General features: G+C 39.8%; 25 protein-coding genes. 13 read left to right on the top strand and 12 right to left on the bottom strand.

Going from position 1 to position 21,328, the window contains the following annotated elements:
• Positions 1-9 precede the first annotated feature (9 nt).
• A complete protein-coding gene (locus B1K52_RS06410) occupies positions 10-1,719 on the bottom strand; it encodes a cache domain-containing sensor histidine kinase (protein ID WP_077306482.1) in 1,710 nt (569 codons plus the stop codon).
• A 252-nt stretch (positions 1,720-1,971) separates the two neighbouring features.
• Here B1K52_RS06410 and B1K52_RS06405 point away from each other — a divergent pair, with 252 nt between their 5' ends.
• Positions 1,972-2,865 (top strand): fructose bisphosphate aldolase, encoded by an 894-nt coding sequence (locus B1K52_RS06405; protein ID WP_077306480.1) that lies wholly within the window; start codon positions 1,972-1,974, stop codon positions 2,863-2,865.
• A gap of 263 nt (positions 2,866-3,128) precedes the next feature.
• Complete coding sequence (locus B1K52_RS06400; RefSeq protein WP_077306478.1) at positions 3,129-4,175, top strand: hypothetical protein; 1,047 nt, start codon at positions 3,129-3,131, stop codon at positions 4,173-4,175.
• Between the two features lie 22 nt (positions 4,176-4,197).
• On the opposite strand, the gene B1K52_RS06395 is transcribed toward B1K52_RS06400, so the two are convergent.
• A complete protein-coding gene (locus B1K52_RS06395) occupies positions 4,198-4,803 on the bottom strand; it encodes a Bax inhibitor-1/YccA family protein (RefSeq protein ID WP_143588917.1) in 606 nt (201 codons plus the stop codon).
• A gap of 299 nt (positions 4,804-5,102) precedes the next feature.
• On the opposite strand from B1K52_RS06395, the gene B1K52_RS06390 reads away from it, so the two are divergent.
• Positions 5,103-5,417, top strand: coding sequence for a hypothetical protein (locus B1K52_RS06390; protein WP_077306474.1), 315 nt, complete (start codon positions 5,103-5,105; stop codon positions 5,415-5,417).
• Between the two features lie 74 nt (positions 5,418-5,491).
• Here the strand turns inward: B1K52_RS06390 and B1K52_RS06385 are convergent, their stop codons facing one another.
• From B1K52_RS06385 to B1K52_RS06375, 3 genes are all read right to left on the bottom strand, one after another.
• Positions 5,492-5,764: a YwqI/YxiC family protein gene (locus B1K52_RS06385; RefSeq protein ID WP_077306472.1), complete on the bottom strand. Its 273-nt coding sequence runs from the start codon at positions 5,762-5,764 to the stop codon at positions 5,492-5,494.
• Complete coding sequence (locus B1K52_RS06380; protein WP_077306470.1) at positions 5,757-6,176, bottom strand: YwqH-like family protein; 420 nt, start codon at positions 6,174-6,176, stop codon at positions 5,757-5,759. The genes B1K52_RS06385 and B1K52_RS06380 overlap by 8 nt, the downstream gene beginning before the upstream one ends.
• 155 nt (positions 6,177-6,331) lie before the next feature.
• Positions 6,332-6,775, bottom strand: coding sequence for a hypothetical protein (locus B1K52_RS06375; RefSeq protein ID WP_077306468.1), 444 nt, complete (start codon positions 6,773-6,775; stop codon positions 6,332-6,334).
• Between the two features lie 316 nt (positions 6,776-7,091).
• On the opposite strand from B1K52_RS06375, the gene B1K52_RS06370 reads away from it, so the two are divergent.
• The 10 genes from B1K52_RS06370 to B1K52_RS06325 all read left to right on the top strand — a co-directional run bounded on the left by B1K52_RS06370 (position 7,092) and on the right by B1K52_RS06325 (position 13,953).
• Positions 7,092-7,370, top strand: a complete 279-nt coding sequence (locus tag B1K52_RS06370; protein WP_077306466.1) for a YwqI/YxiC family protein — start codon at positions 7,092-7,094, stop codon at positions 7,368-7,370.
• Positions 7,371-7,389: 19 nt separating this feature from the next.
• Entirely contained in the window at positions 7,390-8,985 is a 1,596-nt protein-coding gene (locus tag B1K52_RS06365) for an LXG domain-containing protein (protein ID WP_179106484.1), read from the top strand.
• A gap of 2 nt (positions 8,986-8,987) precedes the next feature.
• The gene (locus tag B1K52_RS06360; protein ID WP_077306462.1) at positions 8,988-9,635 is read left to right on the top strand and encodes a DUF443 family protein; all 648 of its coding nucleotides are present in this window, start codon (positions 8,988-8,990) and stop codon (positions 9,633-9,635) included.
• A gap of 54 nt (positions 9,636-9,689) precedes the next feature.
• Positions 9,690-9,986, top strand: coding sequence for a DUF4176 domain-containing protein (locus tag B1K52_RS06355; protein ID WP_077306460.1), 297 nt, complete (start codon positions 9,690-9,692; stop codon positions 9,984-9,986).
• A 123-nt stretch (positions 9,987-10,109) separates the two neighbouring features.
• A complete protein-coding gene (locus B1K52_RS06350; protein WP_077306458.1) occupies positions 10,110-10,895 on the top strand; it encodes an LXG domain-containing protein in 786 nt (261 codons plus the stop codon).
• 91 nt (positions 10,896-10,986) lie between these two features.
• The gene (locus tag B1K52_RS06345) at positions 10,987-11,595 is read left to right on the top strand and encodes a hypothetical protein (protein WP_077306456.1); all 609 of its coding nucleotides are present in this window, start codon (positions 10,987-10,989) and stop codon (positions 11,593-11,595) included.
• A 3-nt stretch (positions 11,596-11,598) separates the two neighbouring features.
• On the top strand, positions 11,599-12,162 hold the full coding sequence (locus B1K52_RS06340; protein ID WP_077306454.1) for a DUF443 family protein: 564 nt from the start codon (positions 11,599-11,601) through the stop codon (positions 12,160-12,162).
• Positions 12,155-12,346, top strand: a complete 192-nt coding sequence (locus B1K52_RS06335) for a DUF4176 domain-containing protein (RefSeq protein ID WP_077306452.1) — start codon at positions 12,155-12,157, stop codon at positions 12,344-12,346. Before B1K52_RS06340 ends, B1K52_RS06335 begins: the two co-directional genes overlap by 8 nt.
• A 138-nt stretch (positions 12,347-12,484) precedes the next feature.
• On the top strand, positions 12,485-13,135 hold the full coding sequence (locus B1K52_RS06330) for a DUF443 family protein (RefSeq protein ID WP_077306450.1): 651 nt from the start codon (positions 12,485-12,487) through the stop codon (positions 13,133-13,135).
• A 167-nt stretch (positions 13,136-13,302) separates the two neighbouring features.
• Positions 13,303-13,953, top strand: a complete 651-nt coding sequence (locus B1K52_RS06325) for a DUF443 family protein (RefSeq protein WP_077306448.1) — start codon at positions 13,303-13,305, stop codon at positions 13,951-13,953.
• A 93-nt stretch (positions 13,954-14,046) separates the two neighbouring features.
• On the opposite strand, the gene B1K52_RS06320 is transcribed toward B1K52_RS06325, so the two are convergent.
• The 7 genes from B1K52_RS06320 to codB form a co-directional block, all read right to left on the bottom strand.
• Entirely contained in the window at positions 14,047-14,892 is an 846-nt protein-coding gene (locus B1K52_RS06320; protein ID WP_179106483.1) for a chitosanase, read from the bottom strand.
• Positions 14,893-15,005: 113 nt separating this feature from the next.
• Complete coding sequence (locus tag B1K52_RS06315) at positions 15,006-15,695, bottom strand: ABC transporter permease (RefSeq protein ID WP_077306444.1); 690 nt, start codon at positions 15,693-15,695, stop codon at positions 15,006-15,008.
• Positions 15,688-16,614 carry an ABC transporter ATP-binding protein gene (locus B1K52_RS06310; RefSeq protein ID WP_077306442.1) on the bottom strand — a complete coding sequence of 309 codons (927 nt, stop codon included), beginning with the start codon at positions 16,612-16,614 and terminating at the stop codon, positions 15,688-15,690. The genes B1K52_RS06315 and B1K52_RS06310 overlap by 8 nt, the downstream gene beginning before the upstream one ends.
• 57 nt (positions 16,615-16,671) lie before the next feature.
• A complete protein-coding gene (locus tag B1K52_RS06305) occupies positions 16,672-17,646 on the bottom strand; it encodes a sensor histidine kinase (RefSeq protein ID WP_077306440.1) in 975 nt (324 codons plus the stop codon).
• Entirely contained in the window at positions 17,643-18,341 is a 699-nt protein-coding gene (locus B1K52_RS06300) for a response regulator transcription factor (protein ID WP_077310521.1), read from the bottom strand. Before B1K52_RS06300 ends, B1K52_RS06305 begins: the two co-directional genes overlap by 4 nt.
• 156 nt (positions 18,342-18,497) lie before the next feature.
• Positions 18,498-19,766: a cytosine deaminase gene (locus B1K52_RS06295; protein WP_077306438.1), complete on the bottom strand. Its 1,269-nt coding sequence runs from the start codon at positions 19,764-19,766 to the stop codon at positions 18,498-18,500.
• Entirely contained in the window at positions 19,763-21,037 is a 1,275-nt protein-coding gene (gene codB / locus B1K52_RS06290; RefSeq protein ID WP_077306436.1) for a cytosine permease, read from the bottom strand. Before codB ends, B1K52_RS06295 begins: the two co-directional genes overlap by 4 nt.
• Positions 21,038-21,328 lie beyond the last annotated feature (291 nt).

Here is a 21,328-nt window from a genome sequence, read left to right as displayed (position 1 = left end):
GTCAACCTCCTAATTTCTAAGCGGAATGCGTATCGTTACCTCAAATCCTTCTCCATTCAAGTTATCTAAATGAAAGGCTGCCTCTCCATCGTAATGCAGCCGCAGTCGTTCGGCTATATTACGCAAGCCTGTCCCGCCTGCTTCCTGCTTTCGGAGTAACTGCAGCCTTTCTAAGTTAACTTGCACACCATAACTCCTTGCCCTAAAAACCATTTCTCCGTTAGACTCCGATCCCTTTAAGACAAATCTGCTAGCTTGCTGGACATGCTCAAAACTATGCTTAAAATAATTCTCCACAAGCGGCTGCAGCAGCATACTCGGTATGCGGAATTCTTGCATCTTCTCTTCGACTTGGATAGCAACGTCCATGCCAGAACCGAAGCGCTCTCGCTGCAGCATGACATAAGAATCTACATATGCCAACTCCTCCCGCACAGGTACAAGTTGATCGGCTTGGAGTGCATAGCGCATCATCTTAGACAATGAAACAAGCAGTTTGTATACATCCCGATCACCCGAGCGAAGTGCGACAGCTCCGATGGATTGAATCGCATTAAAAAGAAAATGCGGGTTAACTTGTGATTTGAGCATACGCAGCTGACTTTCTTTCACTTCCAGCTCCAGCTTATATTCCCGCTCAATATGAGCATCTACACGATTTAACATATCCTGGATATGTGCTGACAAATAACCAATCTCATCCTGACGATCTGTTCTGAGCTCTACATGCATTTGCCCACCTTCAATAGAACGTACTTTATCACTCAATTCGATGATAGGCTTTGTGAACACACGAGAAATAACGATTACCAGCACAACCCCCAATGCCACAACACCGACCCCGAGCATCACGCTCGTCCAAGCTGCAGCCTTTGCATTGCGGAATAATACCTCCTTTGACGTTAACTTAATTAGTCTCCAGTCAGTTAAGGGGTCTCCTAATTCTTCATTTAACACTATGTTATCCTCAGAGGATTTCAACTGCTCTTTTTGCAGTCGTTTCCCCACCTGTTTCGTCTCCTCACTGTACATAACCCTTCCGCTACCGTTGACTAGAAGTACTTGTGTACCTGCCTCTTTTGTGATGGCATCCAGAAGCGGAGCAAACGATGACAATTCTACGTCTGTAGTCAGAAATCCTAAGAATTCTCCGCTTAGAACATCGGTTATTTTATGGTTTATTGGCAATACAACGGTGTCCTCCGACGCTGGTACAATTGCTACATTATCCTCATTTTTTAGTACATGCGGCACGCCAAGCGTGTAAGCATCTTCTGCGCTATACAGAGAACGGAATATTGGATTCTCCATATAATCCGGCGCCGGCTTGGGTGCACTGACATTTGCTTTATAAATAGTTAAAGACTGTTGATCCTGCTCAAAGTAAAACCGCAACTGCCGAATATCTGGCCGTGTTGCAGCATATGTCTCGACTCTATTTTCGAAAGCCTGTATATGATCTGTACTTTCAGCAAGCAATCCATTTTCCAGTACTGTTTGCACTTCCGGCATATTAAACAAACTGTACGGAAGCTGAGTCATCCCTTCGATATACTGCTCCAGGTTCTCTCCACTTTCCCGCAAATCATCTCGGCTTTTCGCCAAGTCCCGTTCTTCAATTGCTGATTTGCTATTTTCATAAATAAAAATAACCGAAAGAAAATATGGCAGAATGATCATCACGAGCAGCATGATGAATAACCGATTACGAATACTCACTGTGCCTCTTCCTTCCGTTCCGTCCTTCACATGGTCAAAATTAACCCTATACCATGCCCCTAAACGCCGTCAATCCAACTTTAGTTCCAACAAAAAACCATATTTTCACGACAGGAAGTACAGCTGCTATAGAAAACAACAGAAATCCCTAAAAAAATCTCTATCAAGATTTGATGTTAAAAACAAAGATAAAAGGGAAAAGTGAACGTGGAACACTTTTTGAGAATAAAAAGATTAAAGGAGTGGCAGAACATGAATAACAAGCAACTCGATCTTATTAAAAACGGTAAAGGCTTCATCGCAGCACTGGACCAAAGCGGCGGCAGCACACCGAAAGCTTTGGCGGAATACGGTGTATCCGAAGATTCCTACCAGAACGAAGAGGAAATGTTCAAGCTTGTACACGATATGCGTACGCGCATCATCACTTCCCCTGCCTTTACATCTGATCAGATTTTAGGGGCGATTCTTTTCGAACAAACAATGGACCGGGATATCAAGGGAAAATATACAGCTGATTATCTATGGGAAGAAAAAGGTGTCGTACCATTTCTTAAAGTAGATAAAGGACTAGATGAAGAAAAAGATGGCGTCCAGCTTATGAAACCAATTGAGGATCTAAATGAAACACTCGGACGCGCAACAGAACGCAATATCTTTGGTACAAAAATGCGTTCCGTTATTAAGGAACCAAACGTCAGCGGTATTAAAGCAGTAGTTGACCAGCAATTTGAAATTGGCAAAAGCATCATCGCTGCAGGACTTGTACCAATCATTGAACCCGAAGTGAATATTCACAGCGAAGAAAAAGCGAAGTGTGAAGAAATTCTTCGCGATGAAATCTTCCGTCACCTGAACGACCTTTCCGAGGAAGAAAACGTCATGCTGAAGCTCTCTATTCCAACACAAGCAAATCTGTATAAAGAGCTTACAGAACACCCTCGTGTCGTACGCGTGGTCGTGTTATCCGGCGGCTACTCCCGCGACGTGGCAAATGAGAAATTGAGAGAGAATGAAGGCCTGATCGCCAGCTTCTCCAGAGCGCTCTCTGCTGACTTGAACGCAAGTCAGTCTGAGGAAGAATTCGACGCGGCTCTGAAAGATGCTGTTGATACAATTTATGATGCATCGGTAAATAAGAAGTAAGAGAAAAAGGCGAGCTTACCATAATGGAAGCTCGCCTTTATTATGTTTTGCTTACAGTACTAATGACGAAAAAGCGAAATCCTTTAAAAAACCTGTCGTTAAACGATAAATATTATTCGCACAAAACTCGAATAAAGGAGCTGATTTCTAAATATTAATCTTTAGCAGGGCTGCCCCCCTCCCCCCATAATCTACTTTGACGAAAATCCATCTATCTCTTACACTAGTTCTTGATATAAACTGGAAGTTCATAGGAGACACCAATGAAAAGAACTAAGATTATTACACTCCATTTTGCATTACCTATCCTATCTCTTGTTTGCTTAGCATTCCTTGTGAATGAATCTATCAATCTGTGTACACTCATCCATAAACACCAGACAGAAACAGAAAAGGTAACCGTTGAAGGAAAAACCATATCCAGTGATCTCTATGGCAATTTAGAGTACTACGCAGTTCTAGAAAAAGACGCCGAATCAAGGGTGACACATCTAACCGACGATGGAGACTTAACTGAAGTATCACGCCAGGAATTCAGCCAGTTGAATCAAGGAGATACCATTGATATAAACAAGAATGACTCCACCACTGAACGTACTGTTATGTATCAATCTATCGCTTTGATTGCTGTTTATATGATTGCCCCAATTTATTACATCTGTTTCCTAATTGCTCGTTACCAGAACATCAAGACTTGGAAGTGGCTCAGCTGGCCACTCCTCCGCACAGTTCAATTTGGTTTCTTCGGTATTCTAGCAGCGATTTTAATTTATGGTTATGGTTCAATGGGGAAAATAATATATAATACTTTTCAAGCATACACTGGCGGCCAATATGAAACAAAAGCTATTGTGACCGATAGAGAAGCAGATATTAACGGCGGTCGTTTCGAAAGCAATTATTACTACCTCTCTATTATGTACAGAGATCAGGACAGCAACACTATATATATGACAAAAGAAGTCAGACCAAGCGTGTATAATGACAGTCTGATAGACGCAACCATTAGCTTTCCTGAAGATAATCCATACCATATTCATGTGAAAGGCTTCTCAGGGTCGGATATACTCTTTTACTTCAACAAATTATGGCTGTATGTCATCGTAATTATTCTTACTAGTTTACTGACCTTGGTAGTAAGATTTATACTAGGAAATTCCTCTCATTGGAGACACAGAAGAAAGAGGAGAATCCAGAGCCGAAAACAAAGTCTGAGAGATAGAAAAAAACATCGCACAAAGATGAAACACAAGCGATATCAAGAAAAAGAACGCAAACGCAGAAACAAAAATAAGACCAGAGATGCTTAGTAATCTCTCTGGTCTCTTCTAGTTAGTCTTTCGACAAAATGCCGAGGAATCTCAAGATATTCAAGAACAAGTTAATGAAATCCAAGTACAAGTTCAGCGCCATCAACGGAATCATCTCTTCCGTCACTTGACTTCTTGCCATCTGATTGAAATCATACAGAATGTAAAGAGAGAATACGACAGAGCCTATTCCCGAGATACCAAGCATTGTTGCATCACTATAGGGAACAAAGATGCCGATTAAACCTGTAACGATTAATGCAATCAAAGCAATCAATAAGAATCCTCCCAGGAAAGAGAAATCCTTTTTCGATTTAACTCCTACCAGCGCCATTGCCCCGAATATAACAAACGTCGTTGTGAATGCATACAGCACGACATTCGCACCAGCAGTCGACGCATAATAAGCAACTGCCGGGTATGTCGTAATACCAGAAATGGCAGCAAAAAGATAGATGAATGTGTAGCTGACAGCCTTCTTCCTTCTAAGCCAAAATGCTGCAATCAGCATGCCCAATTCCACTATAATCAACGGCAGCATGAGCGCCGGCGGTACAAAATGACCTGCATAAATTCCGATTGACGCTATTAACAGCGTCATCAAGAAGGTCTGCAGCACCTTTTGCATGATTGTCTTTTGATTATCTATCGCGTATTCCACTTTCATCGCTCCTAAAGATTCGAAATATATTATGATGATATACGCTTTCCGTCTTTTAAAGGTTTCATATTCTTAATAAATTTATTCAATACGAACAAAACATATAAGATAAACATCGGATTCTTAATAAGTAATTTCCAAAAAAGGAAATTTTGTATCTCTTTTTTAATTATTATTGTAAAATAGTATATAGGACATAGGTCGTAGATAAATTTTCAATTTAACATCCCCTATCTCCTTAGAACAACAGAAAGGAGGTCATCAAAATGAAAGCAGTATTAAAGAACTCTGGCGGTTTAACAAAACAGGTCAAAGTTGGTTTCAGTTGGACAACATTCTTCTTCGGTTTTTTAACTCCTCTATTCCGCGGGGATTTGAAGTGGGCAATTATTCTTATTCTTATTGAAGCAGTAGTTGGTTCTTTCACATTCGGGATCGGTTCATTCGTAACTGGAATTGTCTTCTCGTTTGTCTACAACAAGATTTACATAAAAGAACTGATTGAAAAAGGCTATCAGCCGGCTGATCAGGAGTCTAGAGCTCTATTGGAAGAACAAGATATCCTATCAAGAACAGCATAAAAAAACAAAGGCCGACTGACAGTCGGCCTTTTGTAGTATGAGAAAAAGAGTAATAGCCTCTAAATAATTCACCTTCATGCACGCATCATATTGGCCACTGTTCGTTCTAAATTCTCCAAAGAATCAACTGCATCACTGCTTGCTTCTACATGCTGCAATGCCATTTTCTGATAATCTTGAATAAGGTTATTTAGAGATTCATTCAAATCGTTTATCTTTACTTGAAAATCCAGTATCTCCCGGCCGCTGCCTGAATCTGGATTATCAGCTTGGAAATCGGCTAGGGAAGCTTTAAGGTCTGTCAGTTTCTGCTGAACAAGACTTGCTTGTAATTTAATTTCACCCATTACGCATTTCCTGCTTTTTATCTGCATGCAGTCTATCCAGCGAACTTTGTTTGTAAGCGATTTGCATCTGGCAGTTATCGACCTCTGCTACAAGGAGACTCTTCGCCTGCTGCAATTCATCCAGCACACGCTCTACCTCCGTCTCCGAAACATCTCGGAAACTAGCAGCCAGCTCCCCATCTCGAAAAGCCTCAAACTTATCAGCCAGCTCCCCTTTCCACGTACTTGCCGACAGCTGTACATCTTGCCAGTGTCTTCTGCTTTCCTCATAATCTCCCTGCAGACCCTCAATCTCCGTAATTGCACGGTTAAGCCGATCAATTTCATCCTGTTTCAAACCTACCTGCGTGTTCAGGCTATTGATTGATTGCTGGGTGTTTCTGATTTGACTATTAATAGATGCTAACGACATTTTCACCACTCCTTACATTAATCCATACCGCGCTAGAACTTCGTTACTATATACAGTAAATGATTTACAGCAGAAAATCTGTAAGACTTCTGCCTTGTTTTTCCATAAAGTGACTGAATAGTAATGGTAAAAAGGTTGTGGATTCTTACAAGACTCTATTCCAGCACGTTGTTTAACCTTTCTGCTAAACCTACCGTTAAATAGTTTAGATTCTGCTCTTGGTTAGGAAGATTTTTAGGACTTCGTTTCCTTATTTGAAAAACATAATCCCCATCATTCCCTTCACTCTTTAAAGTGATTGTAGCGTTTAGCCATCCATCTTTTAACTTGAGGTGCTCTACACCCGAAAAACCGAAATACCACGCTGCAACTGCTTTGTCTGCTCTAAATAAATGCATCAGCACAACTAAAAGTCCGCCTTCTTCTACGTCCATCACACAGTTTATGGATGATTTTTCTCCGTCTGCCTTTCTTATAATCCCCATCAGAGGGTGCGTCATTTTAAAGTCAGGTATTGGTCCTGAGGTGTCATCGGAATTATGCAAAACTAATTCTCGGAATGCTTCTTTTACTATTGGTTCTGTGTATCTAAATTTCATAAAAGTGTTCCTCCTCAGGCGAGTACAGCTGTCATAAAGTCAGAATAAAGATGTGATATGCAAAGTGGCATCAAACAGTTACAAAGCTATTCCCCTTCAAAGTGAAATTTAAATCAAAATTATGTAATTATATGTAATATTAATCCAATAAAAAGGGTAATAGGTAAGCGTTCCAAGATGAATAATGAGCATATAAAACTATTTCCCTAGTTGCAGAACACAAAAGATGAGGAAAAAGGTACTTAATACTCTACAAAATGGAAAAAGGTTTCGTTAGGGTAGAATGAGCAGCTTTTATGGAAAGGAGCTCCCGTAGATGAGCGGAGAAATTAAAATCAAACAAGCCGAAGCACAAAAAGGCATTCAAGAGATGAGCGCAGCGATACAGGCATTGAAAAAAGAAATCGGCGAAACAATGGACGGCAACTACGGAATAAAAATGAGTGATGCATACAATGAAATCAAAGCCGAATACGAAGCAGTTCTCACCCAGTTCATTGCACTATTCCAAGACAATATAACAGCAACAGAAGCAGCAGTACAAGACCTGGTTGAATTAGATCAAGCGTTAGGCAATCAGATATCATTGCAATAAACAGGAAGGAGGAAATACATTGAAGGAACTCGCGGTAAAAGAAATTCACAAAGGTACCGAAACATCCAAAATAGATTTAGATACTATCTTTGAACAGCTATCTACCCTCCAACAAAAAGTCCGCAATTTTAACAATATGGAGGATGCTTTAAAAGGCAAAACCGGTAAAGCAATTCGCTCCTTTTACAACGAAATACATACCCCTTTCCTCACTTTCCTGCTGCAATCAATGGAAGATTACAAAGGCAGACTGGAAGACATGAAGAACGACGTACAATCCTTTGAATCCAGCCATCAAGGATTTATAAGTGAAAGCTTCCTAAGAGACGAACTAACACTTGGATTGGATAATGCGAAATTAAAAGCCGGAATCGTCACAGATAAAGCAAATCAGACTTTATCCAGCGTAGCAGATATCGTATCTGTCAAAAATATTAATCAATCAGACTTCGAAGCTGGCATAGACAAAGGCAACCGCCAAATAGCCACTGTCGTGAACAATTTGAATGAGCTTGACAGCAAACACGCGGCAAAGCTAGAAGAAACACAAAGCGACTTGCAAACGCTGAAAAAGTACCTGTCTGAAATGACTACTGGATTAAATAGCGGGGCTATATCGATAAGTGACTTTGATGCAGCATCCCTGGAGGATATCGACGCTTATCAAAATGTCATTCAGAAGAGTTATGGGAACAAAAATGGGGATATCGAGGTTACCGAGGAAAATGTTGAGCATCTTCCTATGGCAGCCATTGCTGCTGCCACAAAGAAAGCGGAAAAAGGGATGGATGAGGGGCCTCTCACTATCTTACAGCATGCTTACAAGAGCCTTGAGAAAGGTGATATAACTAGAAAAGAATATAATGCAATTCTTTCTACAGCTACCAATAAGGATGAGCCAGATTTAGAGAAGACCGATACTTTTATAGATTACACCAACAAAAATTGGGATAAAATTGGACTTGATGCTGCAAAGGATGGTATAGCCAATGGATTTGAACAACTTGGTATATACATTAGACAATCTGCGCTCTCTGATGGCATAGAATTAGTTAGAGATATCACAGCAGGCTCATTAGCAGCGGGCTCTAGAACTGCTAGGGGTAGAGCTGATAGAATTAACAGGAAGTTCACTTTAAGTGGTAAGCTTGCTCGCGGTGGCTCAGCTTTAGGAAAGGCGCTACCATACTTAAATGCTAGTTATGGTTTTGTTGATGATTTCTGGATAAAAAAAGATAAGACTGTTGGTGAAGCCCTTACTCATAATGTCTCTTCTTTGGCTTTTGGTATGGGGGCCGGTGCTGCAGGCACGGCTATTACAACTGGAGCATTAACATTTCTAGGAGTTTCGAATCCTGCAGGTTGGGCTGTCTTAGGCACTATAGCTGTCGGCGCGGCAGCAGGACACTTTTTCAATTGGGCCTATGATGAAAACTTTATGGGATTACAGGATGGATTAGATTATGTCGGAAATAAAATAGACGATGGTTTTGATTATGTAGGTGATAAGCTGAATGACTTTGGAACAAATGTAAGTAATACAGTAGATAAAACAGGAGAGGCTATTAAATCAGGTATAGAATCACTAAATCCAATAAATTGGAGTTGGAACTAAGAATGAACTCAGAGGTATTTATTATTTTAAAAAACTTTAGATATCAACTTATTAAGATAGAGAATAAATTTTATATCATTGATAAGGATAAACCATATCTTCTCGTTTATCTTTTACCATTTTTATATTGGATATTCCCTAAAAAGATTAATCAAATTAGCGAGGAATCTGCAAACCTTCTGCAGACTATCCCTAATAAAGATACAAAAAACGCCAAATTAAGTCTTTTTGCTGTTGGAATATCTATGACTCTAGCAAGCTTACTACGACCTATTACAGATTATTTTTCTATCCCAATATCTACTTTTGTTGCTAGTTTGATTGCTGCATTATTTGCAGTAATCTTAATTTATTTTAGATTTCTCATAGGTATACAAAATAAGAAATCTATTCTTAAGCAGATAGATTTAAATACAGAAAATAACTATTTAAACGTATACGTTTTTCCATCCCCCCTAAAAAAAATGTTCTCTTTCGCATTAATGATCTTATTCACATTGATTGTAGCTGTAGGAGCCATGATTGCGTTTATTGTTTCCGGAAATATAATTATTTTAATTACCTACATCATATTCTCTTTCATGCTATTATTCTTTAATATATTAACTTTGCCACATGGAAGAAATACTATTAAGATTATTGTAAAATAAAAGCTTTTTGCATTAATGTAAGGATTCTAAGACTCAAGTTAAGGAGGAATATGTATGCTGCCAATCGGTTCAATAGTCTATCTTAAAGAAGGAACAAGTAAATTAATGATACTTAACCGCGGCCCTATCATAGAACTTGATGGAGAACAAAAAATGTTTGATTACTCGGCTTGTGTTTATCCACAAGGGTTGGTCGCTGATAGCGTCCTTTACTTTAATGAAGAGAACATTGATGAAGTAATTTTTGAGGGATTCAAAGATAGTGATGAGGATCGATTCCATTCCTTGTATAAGCAATGGCTTGAAGAGAATGAAATCGAAAAAGGTGTAGTTAGTGGTCCTTTAAAATAAGAATTCGATGTTAGGCATCAAGATATGGCACGTACTAAATCTTGATGCCTATTCTACTATAACAATTTTGTAGGGTTTCTTATGGGACTAACTAATTAACTCAAAGGCACAGAAACATCCAAAATAGACTTAGATACTTTTTTTGAACAGCTATCTACCCTCCAACAAAAAAGTCCGCAATTTTACAATATGGAGGATGCTTTAAAAGGCAAAACCGGTAAAGCAATTCGCTCCTTTTACAACGAAATACATACCCCCTTCCTCGCTTTCCTGCTGCAATCGATGGAAGATTACAAAGGAAGACTGGAAGACATGAAGAACGACGTACAATCCTTTGAATCCAGCCATCAAGGGCTTATAAGCGAAAGCTTCCTTAGAGACGAGCTAACACTTGGATTGGACAATGCGAAATTAAAAGCCGGAATCGTCACAGATAAAGCAAATCAGACTCTATCTAGCGTGGCAGATATTGTATCTGTCAAAAGCATTAATCAATCAGACTTCGAAGCTGGCATAGACAAAGGCAACCGTCAAATAGCCACTGTCGTGAACAATCTGAATGAGCTTGACAGCAAACACGCGGCAAAGCTAGAAGAAACACAAAGCGACTTGCAAACACTGAAAAAATATCTGGCTGAGATGACTACTGGATTAAGTAGCGGGGCTATATCGATAAGTGACTTCGATGCTGAATCTCTGAAGGGTATGGATACCTACCAAAATGTCATTCAGCAGAGTTATGGGAACGGAAGTATTGAGATAACCGAGCAAAATATTCAATATTTGCCTATGGCGGCAATTGCTGCTGCCAGGAAAGACGCAGAAAAAGGGTTAGATAAAGGTATTCGTGTAATCATAAGCCATGCTTACAGGGATTTGGAGAAAGGGAATATAACACGAAAAGACTGACACTTTTATAGAGTATATTGAGAAAAATGTTGATAAAATTACCCAAGATGTTTCTAAAGATGTACTTCACAACAGCGTCCAACAAGTAGGATTGGAAGGAAAACGTATAGGTAAATTCCTTCAAAAACAAGCGTATAAGAGAGGTATTGTCGGCCCACCAGGACCTAATGGTTTTGTAATGCTCGATTCAAAGGGTGCAAAGTTAGCTCATACATGGAATAAGTATGGTAATAGGATAGAATCTAGTGGCAAAGTGTTAGGGAAATTTTTAGCATTCGGAAGTGCTGGGTGGGGCTGGTACGAAGATGTAACTAAAAAGGATAAAACCAATGGAGAGGCGTTTACCCACAATGGTGCTTCTTTACTTGCAGGGATGGCAGGAGGAGCTGCCGGTTCAGGGCTTACAACTATAGCATTGACAGCCTTAGGTGTTTCAAATCCAGCAGGTTGGGCAGTCCTAGGGTCAATAGCTGTTGGTACTTTTGCATCTACATTCTTTAATTGGGCATATGACGAGAATATTTTAGGGTTGCAAGACGGTTTGGATTACGTTGGAAACAAAATAGGCGAGGGAGTTAGTTATGTAGGTGACCAGTTAAGTGATTTAGGATCCAGTGTGAATAATACTATTGATCAAACAGGTGAAGCAATTAAGTCAGGAATAGAATCACTCAATCCAATGAATTGGGGATGGAGTTAAAATATGAGTACGGAAGCTTTTATTATATTAAAGAATTTTAGATACCAACTTATTAAAATAGATAATAACTTTTACATTATTGATAAAGACAAGCCATTTGTGTTCACTTTTCTATTTCCATTTATATATTGGTATTTCCCTAAAAAAGTTGTACAGATCAGTGAAGAGTCTGCTAATATTCTGCAAACAATACCGAATAAAGATATAAAGAGTGCCAAATTGAGTATGTTTGGAGTCGGTATTTCTTTAGTACTTGCTAATCTAATTGAGCCTACACTAGACTATTTTCTTATTCCAATATCACCTGTATTGGCCAGCTCAATTATTTTCTTGATTACAGTAATTTTATTCTATCTTAGATTTCAAATCAGTTTACGCAATAAGAGGTCTATTTCTAAACAGATAAAATTGGATAGTAACTTTACCACTAACTCTTTAAATATATGGGTTTTCCCAAAGTCAATAAAGAATTGGATTAGTCTTACTTTTTTAATGGTATTCATAGGAACATTTGCTGCAGGAGCTATGTATGGTTTTATAATTTCTGGTAGAACAAAAAATGTTTGATTACTCGGCTTGTGTTTATCCACAAGGATTGGTCGCTGATAGCGTCCTTTACTTTAATGAAGAAAACATTGATGAAGTAATTTTTGAAGGATTCAAAGATAGTGACGAGGATCGTTTCCATTCCTTGTATAAGCAATGGCTAAAAGAGAACGAGGTCCAAAAAGGCATTGTCGTGGGCCATTGAAATAAATAACAAGCCAAGCATCAAGATTTCTTCATTTATCTTGGTGCATAATTATGTTACAACAAATCATTTTTTCATCGGTACTATACATAATTGGCTTTCACATATGAAACATATGGAACTTAAGGTGTTGATATTATGGGTCGTTTAAAAAGCGGAGAAATTAGAAGAGTCCAGGGAAATTTAAGATATAGAATACTATCTATTGATAAAGATTATTTTCTAATAGATACAGGAAATTCTCTATGGATAAGATTGTTACCCTATCTTTTTTGGATACTTCCGAATCCAGGATATCAAATTGACAGAAAAACAGCTTATGATCTTATTTCTTCACATAAGGGAAACCCACGTAAGGGTGTTCAATATGGCATGATAGGGGGAGGTATAGCGATATCTTTATCAGGTTCTCTTGTCCCATTAGTTGATCAAACAAATTTTAGTGACTCTTTATTATTAAATATCATAATCACAATAATATCCCTCACTTTAATAAGCTTATTTTTCTTATTGTTTGTAAAAAATCAAAAAAAACGCCTTAAAGAGGTTGTAGACTATACCAAGTTACCCAAAGAGGAAATTAGAATAAGTAGACCAAAATTCAAGCACATTATAAGAAGCACCTTTGCTCACTTATTTCCCTTGTCCCTCTCTGTCTTATTTTTTGCGGCATTTATAGTTGAAGGCAACTTATTTATATTAATTTGCGGATTATTAATGGTATTAATATTTTTTATGGCAAACGGACTGGCAGTAGACCATGGCAGCTACACTATCAATATAAAGTAGGAGGAATTCACATGTTACCTATCGGTTCAATTGTCTGTTTATCCACAAGGATTGGTCGCTGATAGCGTCATTCATTTATCTTGGTGCTTTATTATGTTTCACGAATTTTAGAACCTATCTTATTTCGCTTCCCAGAATAAATATAAGAAACTAAAGGTGTTGTTTTTATGGAACCGACAAATAGAGGTGAAATCAGAAGACTAAAGGGAAATTTAAGATACAGAGTCTTGATTATTAATGAAGAGTATTACCTCATAGACATTGGGGCCTCTCCTTGGAAAGTAGTATTCCCTTTCCTTTTTTGGATATTTAAAAACCCTGGCTACAAGATTGATAAAGAAACCGCCTTACAACTTATAACAAATCCCAAAGTTAAAACGGGTCAAAGTGCTATATATGGGTTGATAGGAGGAGGAATTTCTATAACATTCTCCAGTTATCTAACTACAATAACGGATCGGTTACACATTGATACTACAATACCAATTAATACGATCATTACCATCATTTTAACTACTCTTATCATTCTTTCTTTTTTGTTTATACTAATTAAACTAAAGAAAAAAGTAGAAAAGACTATAAATTATAGCGTACTACCAAGGCAAGAATTCAAAATATATTCACCGAAATTATCCCACTTCATAAAAATTTCAATTGTAAGTCTTTCTCTTGGTGCTATATCAGTCATCTTCTTGATAGTATTTATTCAATACAATAATCTTTTTATACTTCTTACGGGATTAGCTATGTTACTACTATTCCTGCTTGTAGGAGGAGCAGCTTTAGATCACGGTAAGTATAAGATAAAAATTAAGTAGTAAAAAATACAAAGAAACAGAGTCAGTAATCACTACGACTCTGTTTCGTATTCATCAGCTATAACCAATTACTTTAATCAAGCACATCAGCAACTACTGTTCAACAACATCCTCTTCCGCCAACCTAAATTCATCCCCATACATCTCCCAACTAATCGGCAGCTCAAGCTCATAATTCCTCTCATCAATCAACTGCTCTTGGAAACGTATTCTGGATAAGTCTTCGTGCGCTTCTTCTTTGAGCATAATTTTTGTTCTGGCTTTTAAGAAGGCTTTTAGATAATCTGCTTCGTTGCCCGCTTTAGATGGTGCGTTACTGTTTTGCAGGGCTTCTTTTCGGATACCATTAAAACTATCAGGGTCTTCGCCTGGTCCGTGAACAACGAGTGCGTCGTAATAAATATATTGGCCTAACAGGCTCAAGTGATCTTTTTCTGCGAATGCTACAGCGGGGTTCAGATACATGTTATCGACAATGTTGTCTTGTGCTTGTGTCATCTCAGTTGTCTGGCCAACTTGTCTCCAGTCTTCTACAAATGACTTTCCTAACCCTTCATGTGAATCTGTTCCATTCACTGCTTCTAAAGTTTCTATGTATGGCTCCAACATATTGTTGTCTGGTTTTAACTTTCGGTATTCATTTATTACTTCCAATAAGTCTCCTGTTCCAGAGGTAAATCCGATAATGCCAGCTGTATAACCTCGGCCGTCTTGGATGTCTTCTATGTATGCATATTGATTCTGATAATCAATAGAGGAGTTTTCAGCGCTCGAAACAAAAGCATAAACAATCTTACGGTAATGATCGTCTGCTATCGTTTGGCTGGCAGTCTGTTCATTTGCATTAACGTTGAAGATATCACTCTTGTATTGGAAAAAGCATACGCCTCCAACGATTAATAATAATGGAATTACGAACACGATTATTCTCTTTTTCAACATGGCACTTCTTTTCTATATGATTTACATTTATTATAGCAAGGTTATAAATTATATTAGCCACAACTAAAAATCAGAGCCGCAATAAACGGACTCTGATCTTGTTTCCTTATTTAAAAATCTTTCTTAACTGCCTTATTGATCACCATATATGCAATCCCAAACCCAATGACTCCAAGTGCTACCGGCACCGCTGTGAATGCGAACAAATTTGTTCCTTCGTTAACGGAAGATGAAAGAATAGCGACGATTAAGATGGAAGATGTGATTGTTGCAGGCACCGAGTACTTCATCATGCCAAAGAATAATGGAATCAGTGACAGCCCTCCCGCAGCAATTGCCGTTAGAAGTAAGTGCGTTGCATTTTCCCATAAATAACTGATAGGGAAAGAAAAGCTCAGAATCTCAAAATTCGTGTTCAATATGCTGAATACATACGTTATCAAGCTGACCGATAAAACAACGAGCAAGAAGGTCACTAAGCTAATGACAGTTACTTTGGCTAGAAGCAGCTGCCTTCTGCTGACTGGCGTAGTGAACAGGACGGTAATCGTTTTGTTCTTGAACTCTTCAATAATCATGCCCGCCAGCATCGATGCTGCGTGAATGACAAATGCTGCTACGACAAGCGTTTCGATAAACATCATGATTTGATCTGCATCGTTAAATGACTCCCCAGTCAGAGCTGGATCAATACCAAGCAATAGGAGAATTCCTATAATGCCAAGATTAATTGAGACTGCACTTATTCCGATTGATAGGAAATTCATCCGCTTCATTTCTAACTTCATTAAGTTAAGCATGTTTTTTTCCTCCTTCCATGCGCTGCAGGAAGTAGCTTTCTAGAGTAAGATTCCGATTATTGATCGTATTAATTTCCACACCATTCCGAACCATAGCAAGAATGATATCATTTTGCGTAAGAGCTCCATCATAAACGTTAATCAGTCCTTCCTCTTCCTTCACTTGGAAGTTGGCCGTATTTAGTTCATGCTCCAAAACAAAGGCAGCTTTTGCAAAATCTGATACAGATACTTCAATATGCTCGGTATGATTGCCGCGGATGTCGGCCATAGCTGTTTCTTCCACTAACTTTCCAGATTTGATAATGCCAATTGTATCGGCAATATGCTCGATTTCTCCAAGAATATGGCTGGAGATAAGCAGCGTAATTCCATACTGCCGGCTAAGCTTATAAAATAGATCGCGCAGTTCCTGCATGCCTATTGGATCCAGGCCGTTTACAGGTTCATCTAAGATTAACAGCTCTGGTTTGGTCACAATTGCTCGGGCAATTGCCAGCCTTTGTTTCATCCCTAGCGAGAACTCCCGAACTGGTACATCATCTACATTTTTAAGATTTACTAACTGCATGGATTCTTTGATAGCTTCTTTATTGTAATAGCCCATATAATCACAATAGATTTCCAAGTTCTTTCGGGCAGACAGCTTTTCATAAAAGATTGGGTATTCAATAATACAGCCGATTCGTTTCAATACTTCATGTGATTTACTTCGCACGCTCGTTCCCAGTATTTCCATATCTCCGCCTGTCGGTTTAATCAGACCGGTCATCATTTTCATGATTGTTGTTTTCCCCGCTCCGTTTGGCCCCAGGAATCCATAAATTTCGCCGCGTTTCACATTCATACTGACACTGGAAACGACATCTTTCCCTCGATATACTTTCGTTAGCTCGTGCGTTCGGATCGCATATGTCATACGCTAGCCCCTTTTCGTTTGTTTCCTCTACTTTAGCAAAGCAATCTGTCATCCTGCTTACGGAATCCTTACGACTTTCTTAAGTTCAGCATAGTTGTCTATTTTTGGTTTCGGAAACGTCAGCGTAAAGGTCGTCTTTGTATAAGGGATGCTCGTGAAGTGTATAGTTCCTCTCATTTGCTCGGTCAGCCGCTTGGCTATCATTAAACCCAGACCGCTGCCTTTCACCGAAGCAGTTCGTGCATCTGTCCCGGTATAAAGACGTTCAAATATTCGGTCACTATCTTTTTCTTGGATGCCTTTTCCCTTATCCCAAATATCAATATAAACATGTGCTTCATCTTGATGCAGATGCAAGCCCATCGTTTTGCCGTCTTTTCCGTAGCGGATGCTATTCGAAATTAGATTTTCCAGTATTCGTGTCAGTGCAGCTGCATCTGCTTCAATTTGAATCGAGGTATCAGGTATATCTATATGTACATCAAAACCTTTACTCGCAAGTGTATCGTAAAATCCTAGAATCGTTTTACGGCATACTTCATTCACTTGGACACCGCCCATCTCCAGCTGCCAGTCCTCTGCTTCAAGCTTTGCTAAATCAAAAAATGTATTAATCAAACCAGCCACATCCATTACTTTTGTCTGCACTTTGGCCAGCATCACTTGCTTTTCTTCAGGGCTTACATGTTCGGCATGCTGCATCGTTTCCATATAGCCCGATATAACAGTCAGCGGTGTTTTCAAATCATGGGACACATTAGAAAGCATCCGATTTGTACTAATTCGCAAGCGTGCTAATTCTGCCAGTGACTCCTGGTGATAATCTAATAATCCATTAATCTCTGTTAACAATTTGCGCAGCTCTTTGTCATCAGTTACTACTAATAAACGCTCAGCAGAACGCATAGCTGTTATATGATGGAGCTTCTCCGTCATGTACTGCAAGTGCTTTTTTATTTGCCGCTTGGAGTACAGATGAAAAACGAGAAGTCCAACGAAAAAGAAAGCGAGGACCGCAACTAGATAGATCATGTCTGAAGCTCCATCTTATAACCAATTCCCCATATCGTTTTTATATAGGTTGGAGCAGATGCATCATCTTCAATTTTGCCTCGCAGCCTCCGGACGTGGACATTAATGACATTATCATCGCCGTAATATGCTTCCTTCCACACACTTTCGTACAGCTGCCCTTTCGTAAATACTTGATTCGGATTTGCAGCTAGTAAGCGTAAAATCTCAAATTCCTTCGCCGTTAAATTAAGGGTCTTCCCTCTCTTGCTTACTGAGAAGTTTTTCAAATCTATTTCTAAATCTTGCACGTTCACTACCTGTTCGGTATCTTCTTTCTGCTGACTGTATTGCTTCGATCGCCGCAGCGCTGCTTTTACTCGGGCTGTTAGCTCAATCAGCGAGAACGGCTTGCCGATATAGTCGTCCGCCCCAAACCCAAGTCCCAATGCTTTGTCCACGTCACTATCTTTGGCGGACATAATCAAAATCGGCAGCGTATTTTCCTGTCTAATCAGCTGCAGAATATCCAGCCCATTGTACTCGGGCAGCATCAAATCCAAAATAATCAAATCAACAGACTCCCTAGCAAACAGATCCAATGCAGCTTTCCCATCAAATGCCGAAAAGACTGTATATCCTTCTCGCTTTAAATGAGACGTTACCATCTCATTAATTTGCGCATCATCTTCTACTAACAATATCGATTCATTCATTCCGCTCACTTCTTTCATCCAGTATCCATATCTTCTAAGAATAGTATACGGCAAATAGTAATGGGTGTTTTGTTTAATTTTGGATAGAATTCCGCGAAATAAAAAAAAGCCTCCCCTGACTTTGCAGAGGAGGCTGTACAATTCTATTTGATTTCCTTACTTCGTGAACGTAATATTCTCGAAAGTCTCACCAAGCTTTATCATTGTTTCTCTCGGCTTCGTCTCCGCAATGATGTTTCCGTTCCGAATCGAATACAAAACGCTGGCCTGTTTACGAATTGCTTCGTATTCATTCTCTGCGTCTAGCACGATCAGATTAGCCGGCTTGCCTTCTTCAATACCGTATTGTTCTTCTATGTGCAGCGTTTTGGCACTATTTGTTGTGATCAAATCAACTGAATTCACGATTTGATCATAGCCCATTAATTGTGTCACATGAATGCCCATGTGCAGTACTTGCAGCATATTACCAGTACCTAGCGGATACCACGGATCAAAGATGTCGTCATGGCCGAAAGCAACATTAATTCCTGCTTCTTGCAGTTCTTTTACTCGTGTAATGCCTCTGCGTTTCGGATAGGTATCAAAGCGTCCTTGCAAGTGAATATTGACGAGCGGATTTGCCACCATGTTAATATTGGATAGCTTCAGCAAGCGGAACAGCTTAGATGTATACGCATCATTATAAGATCCCATCGCTGTCGTGTGACTAGCGGTAACGCGCTCCCCCATACCAAGACGGTGGGCTTCCGCAGCTACTACTTCCACAAAACGAGATTGCTCATCATCGATTTCATCACAGTGGATATCTACGAGTCGGTCGTATTTCTCTGCCAGCTTGAAGGCCGTTTTAAGCGAATCAACGCCGTACTCTCTTGTAAACTCATAATGCGGAATACCGCCGACAACATCTGCTCCCATGCGCAGCGCTTCTTCCAACAGCTCCTCGCCATTCGGATAAGAGAGAATTCCTTCTTGCGGGAAGGCTACGAGCTGCAAGTCTACGAATGGTGCCATTTCTTCTTTTACTTCCAACAAGGCTTTTAAAGCCGTCAAATCCGGATCTGTAACGTCAACATGTGTCCGAACATGTTGAATGCCTTGTGCAATCTGCCATTTCAACGCTTTTTTGGAACGAGTCTTTACATCTTCCAAGGTGAGCGACTCTTTTCTTTCCGACCAGCGCTGAATCCCTTCAAATAATGTTCCGCTTTCATTCCAGTGCGGCTCGCCAGCTGTCAGCGTTGTATCCAAGTGAATATGTGGCTCAATGAAAGGCGGCAAAACGAAGTTTCCCTGTACATCCATAATGTCCTGATCTGCAGTGACGTCAATCGTTGGTGCAATCTTTTCAATTTTTCCTTCATGAATCAAAATTTGCCAAAGACCTTCTCTATTTCTAAGTTTCGCATTTCGTATAATCATGATTCTGTCACCTTTTCTACTTCTAGATTTAAGTTCGCTTCTGCTGCCTTGGCAGCAATGATGGAAAGTACGACATAAACAACTGCTGCTCCAATTAGACCGTTAAGCGGCGGGATGCCCGGCAAGAACTTCGCTGCTCCTGCTCCAAGAACCCACGCAGCAATCGCATTCCAGTTCACCGCTTTGAATGTCATCTTCTCAAACGCTGGATATTTGCCACGACGTATAATGAAGTAATCTGCGATCAGAATAGCTCCAATTGGCGGCAGCACCGAGCCTAGCGTTGTAAGAAAGCCGACAAAATTGTTGTACAGCCACATAGCAAATATTGTTCCGATAATACCGTTGATAATAACTACTTTGTTTTTCTTGATTTTCGTAATGTTCGAGATGCCTAGACTAGCTGCATAGATAGCATTATCATTTGTCGTCCAAATGTTTAGACCCAAGACAATAACCGCCGGAATGATTAGCCCCTGGACAAACATCACCTCAGATATATCCGATTGGCCTGTAACAATGGCGCCAATTGCTCCAAACGCGAACATGAGCGAGTTGCCGATGAGGAATGCAATAACCGTCGTCGATACGCCAACTTTCGGGCTTTTCGCAAATCGCGTGAAGTCAGGCGTTAACGTACCGCCGCTGATAAACGATCCCACACCAATGGTTAATGCTGCCGCTACACCAAGCGTTTCTGTTGGCTGATATTGCATTAAACCATCGATACCGCCAAGTCCATCCACTGCTTCCAAGGCAGAAAATCCACCAAGCGCAATAATTGCTGGTACTGCGACAAAACTTAATATAGTCAGTGCCTTCATTCCGAAGAAAGCTGTTGCTGTCATCAAAACGCCAAAGATAAGAATCAATACCGTCGTATCCATGCCGGTTACCTTTTGCACGGGAACAGCAAACATTGCCACCCCAACTCCAAACCAGCCAATTTGTGTGGCGCTCAGCAAGAAGGAGGAAAGATAAGAACCTTTTTCGCCAAATGCGTAACGTGTTAATAGGTGTGTGGAAAGCCCCGTCTTCGCCGAGATATAAGCGAGCGTTCCTGTATAAGCTCCTAAAATCAAGTTACCCGCTAGCACAATACCGATGAACTGCATCATACTTAACCCTAAACCAAGTGTCCCGCCAGCCACCATACTCGCTGAGAAGAAAGTAAATCCAAGCATCAGCATCAGCATCTTCCAAAACCCATTCCGATGTGATTGCGGCACCGCCTGTAAAGAAAAATCATGATCGATTCGTTTCTGTTCCATTGCTATTCCTCCTGTTTTAGTTAGACTAAAACTGGTACCAGAGGAGTAAAAAAAAGAGGCTTCCTGCCATCACTGACAGGAAGCCTCCTTTAACATGCAGATAAAAGGGTATAGACCTCCCCTGTTTATCTGCAACGTTTCCGAATGTCCTTGTCAGCCTCACGGGACTGAATTAAAGGTACCAGTATTCAAATTACAGTTATTATTGCAATAATAGTGAGAAAAGTCAACATCTTGTATTGCCGCCATACGTTACCGCATTGAATTTTTCATAGATATCTTGAAACTTTA

This window comes from Terribacillus halophilus (genome assembly GCF_900162685.1).
GTDB classification, from domain to species: domain Bacteria; phylum Bacillota; class Bacilli; order Bacillales; family Amphibacillaceae; genus Terribacillus; species Terribacillus halophilus_A.
Note: the sequence above shows the minus strand (reverse complement) of the source record. Positions and strands in the feature narration are given on the sequence as shown.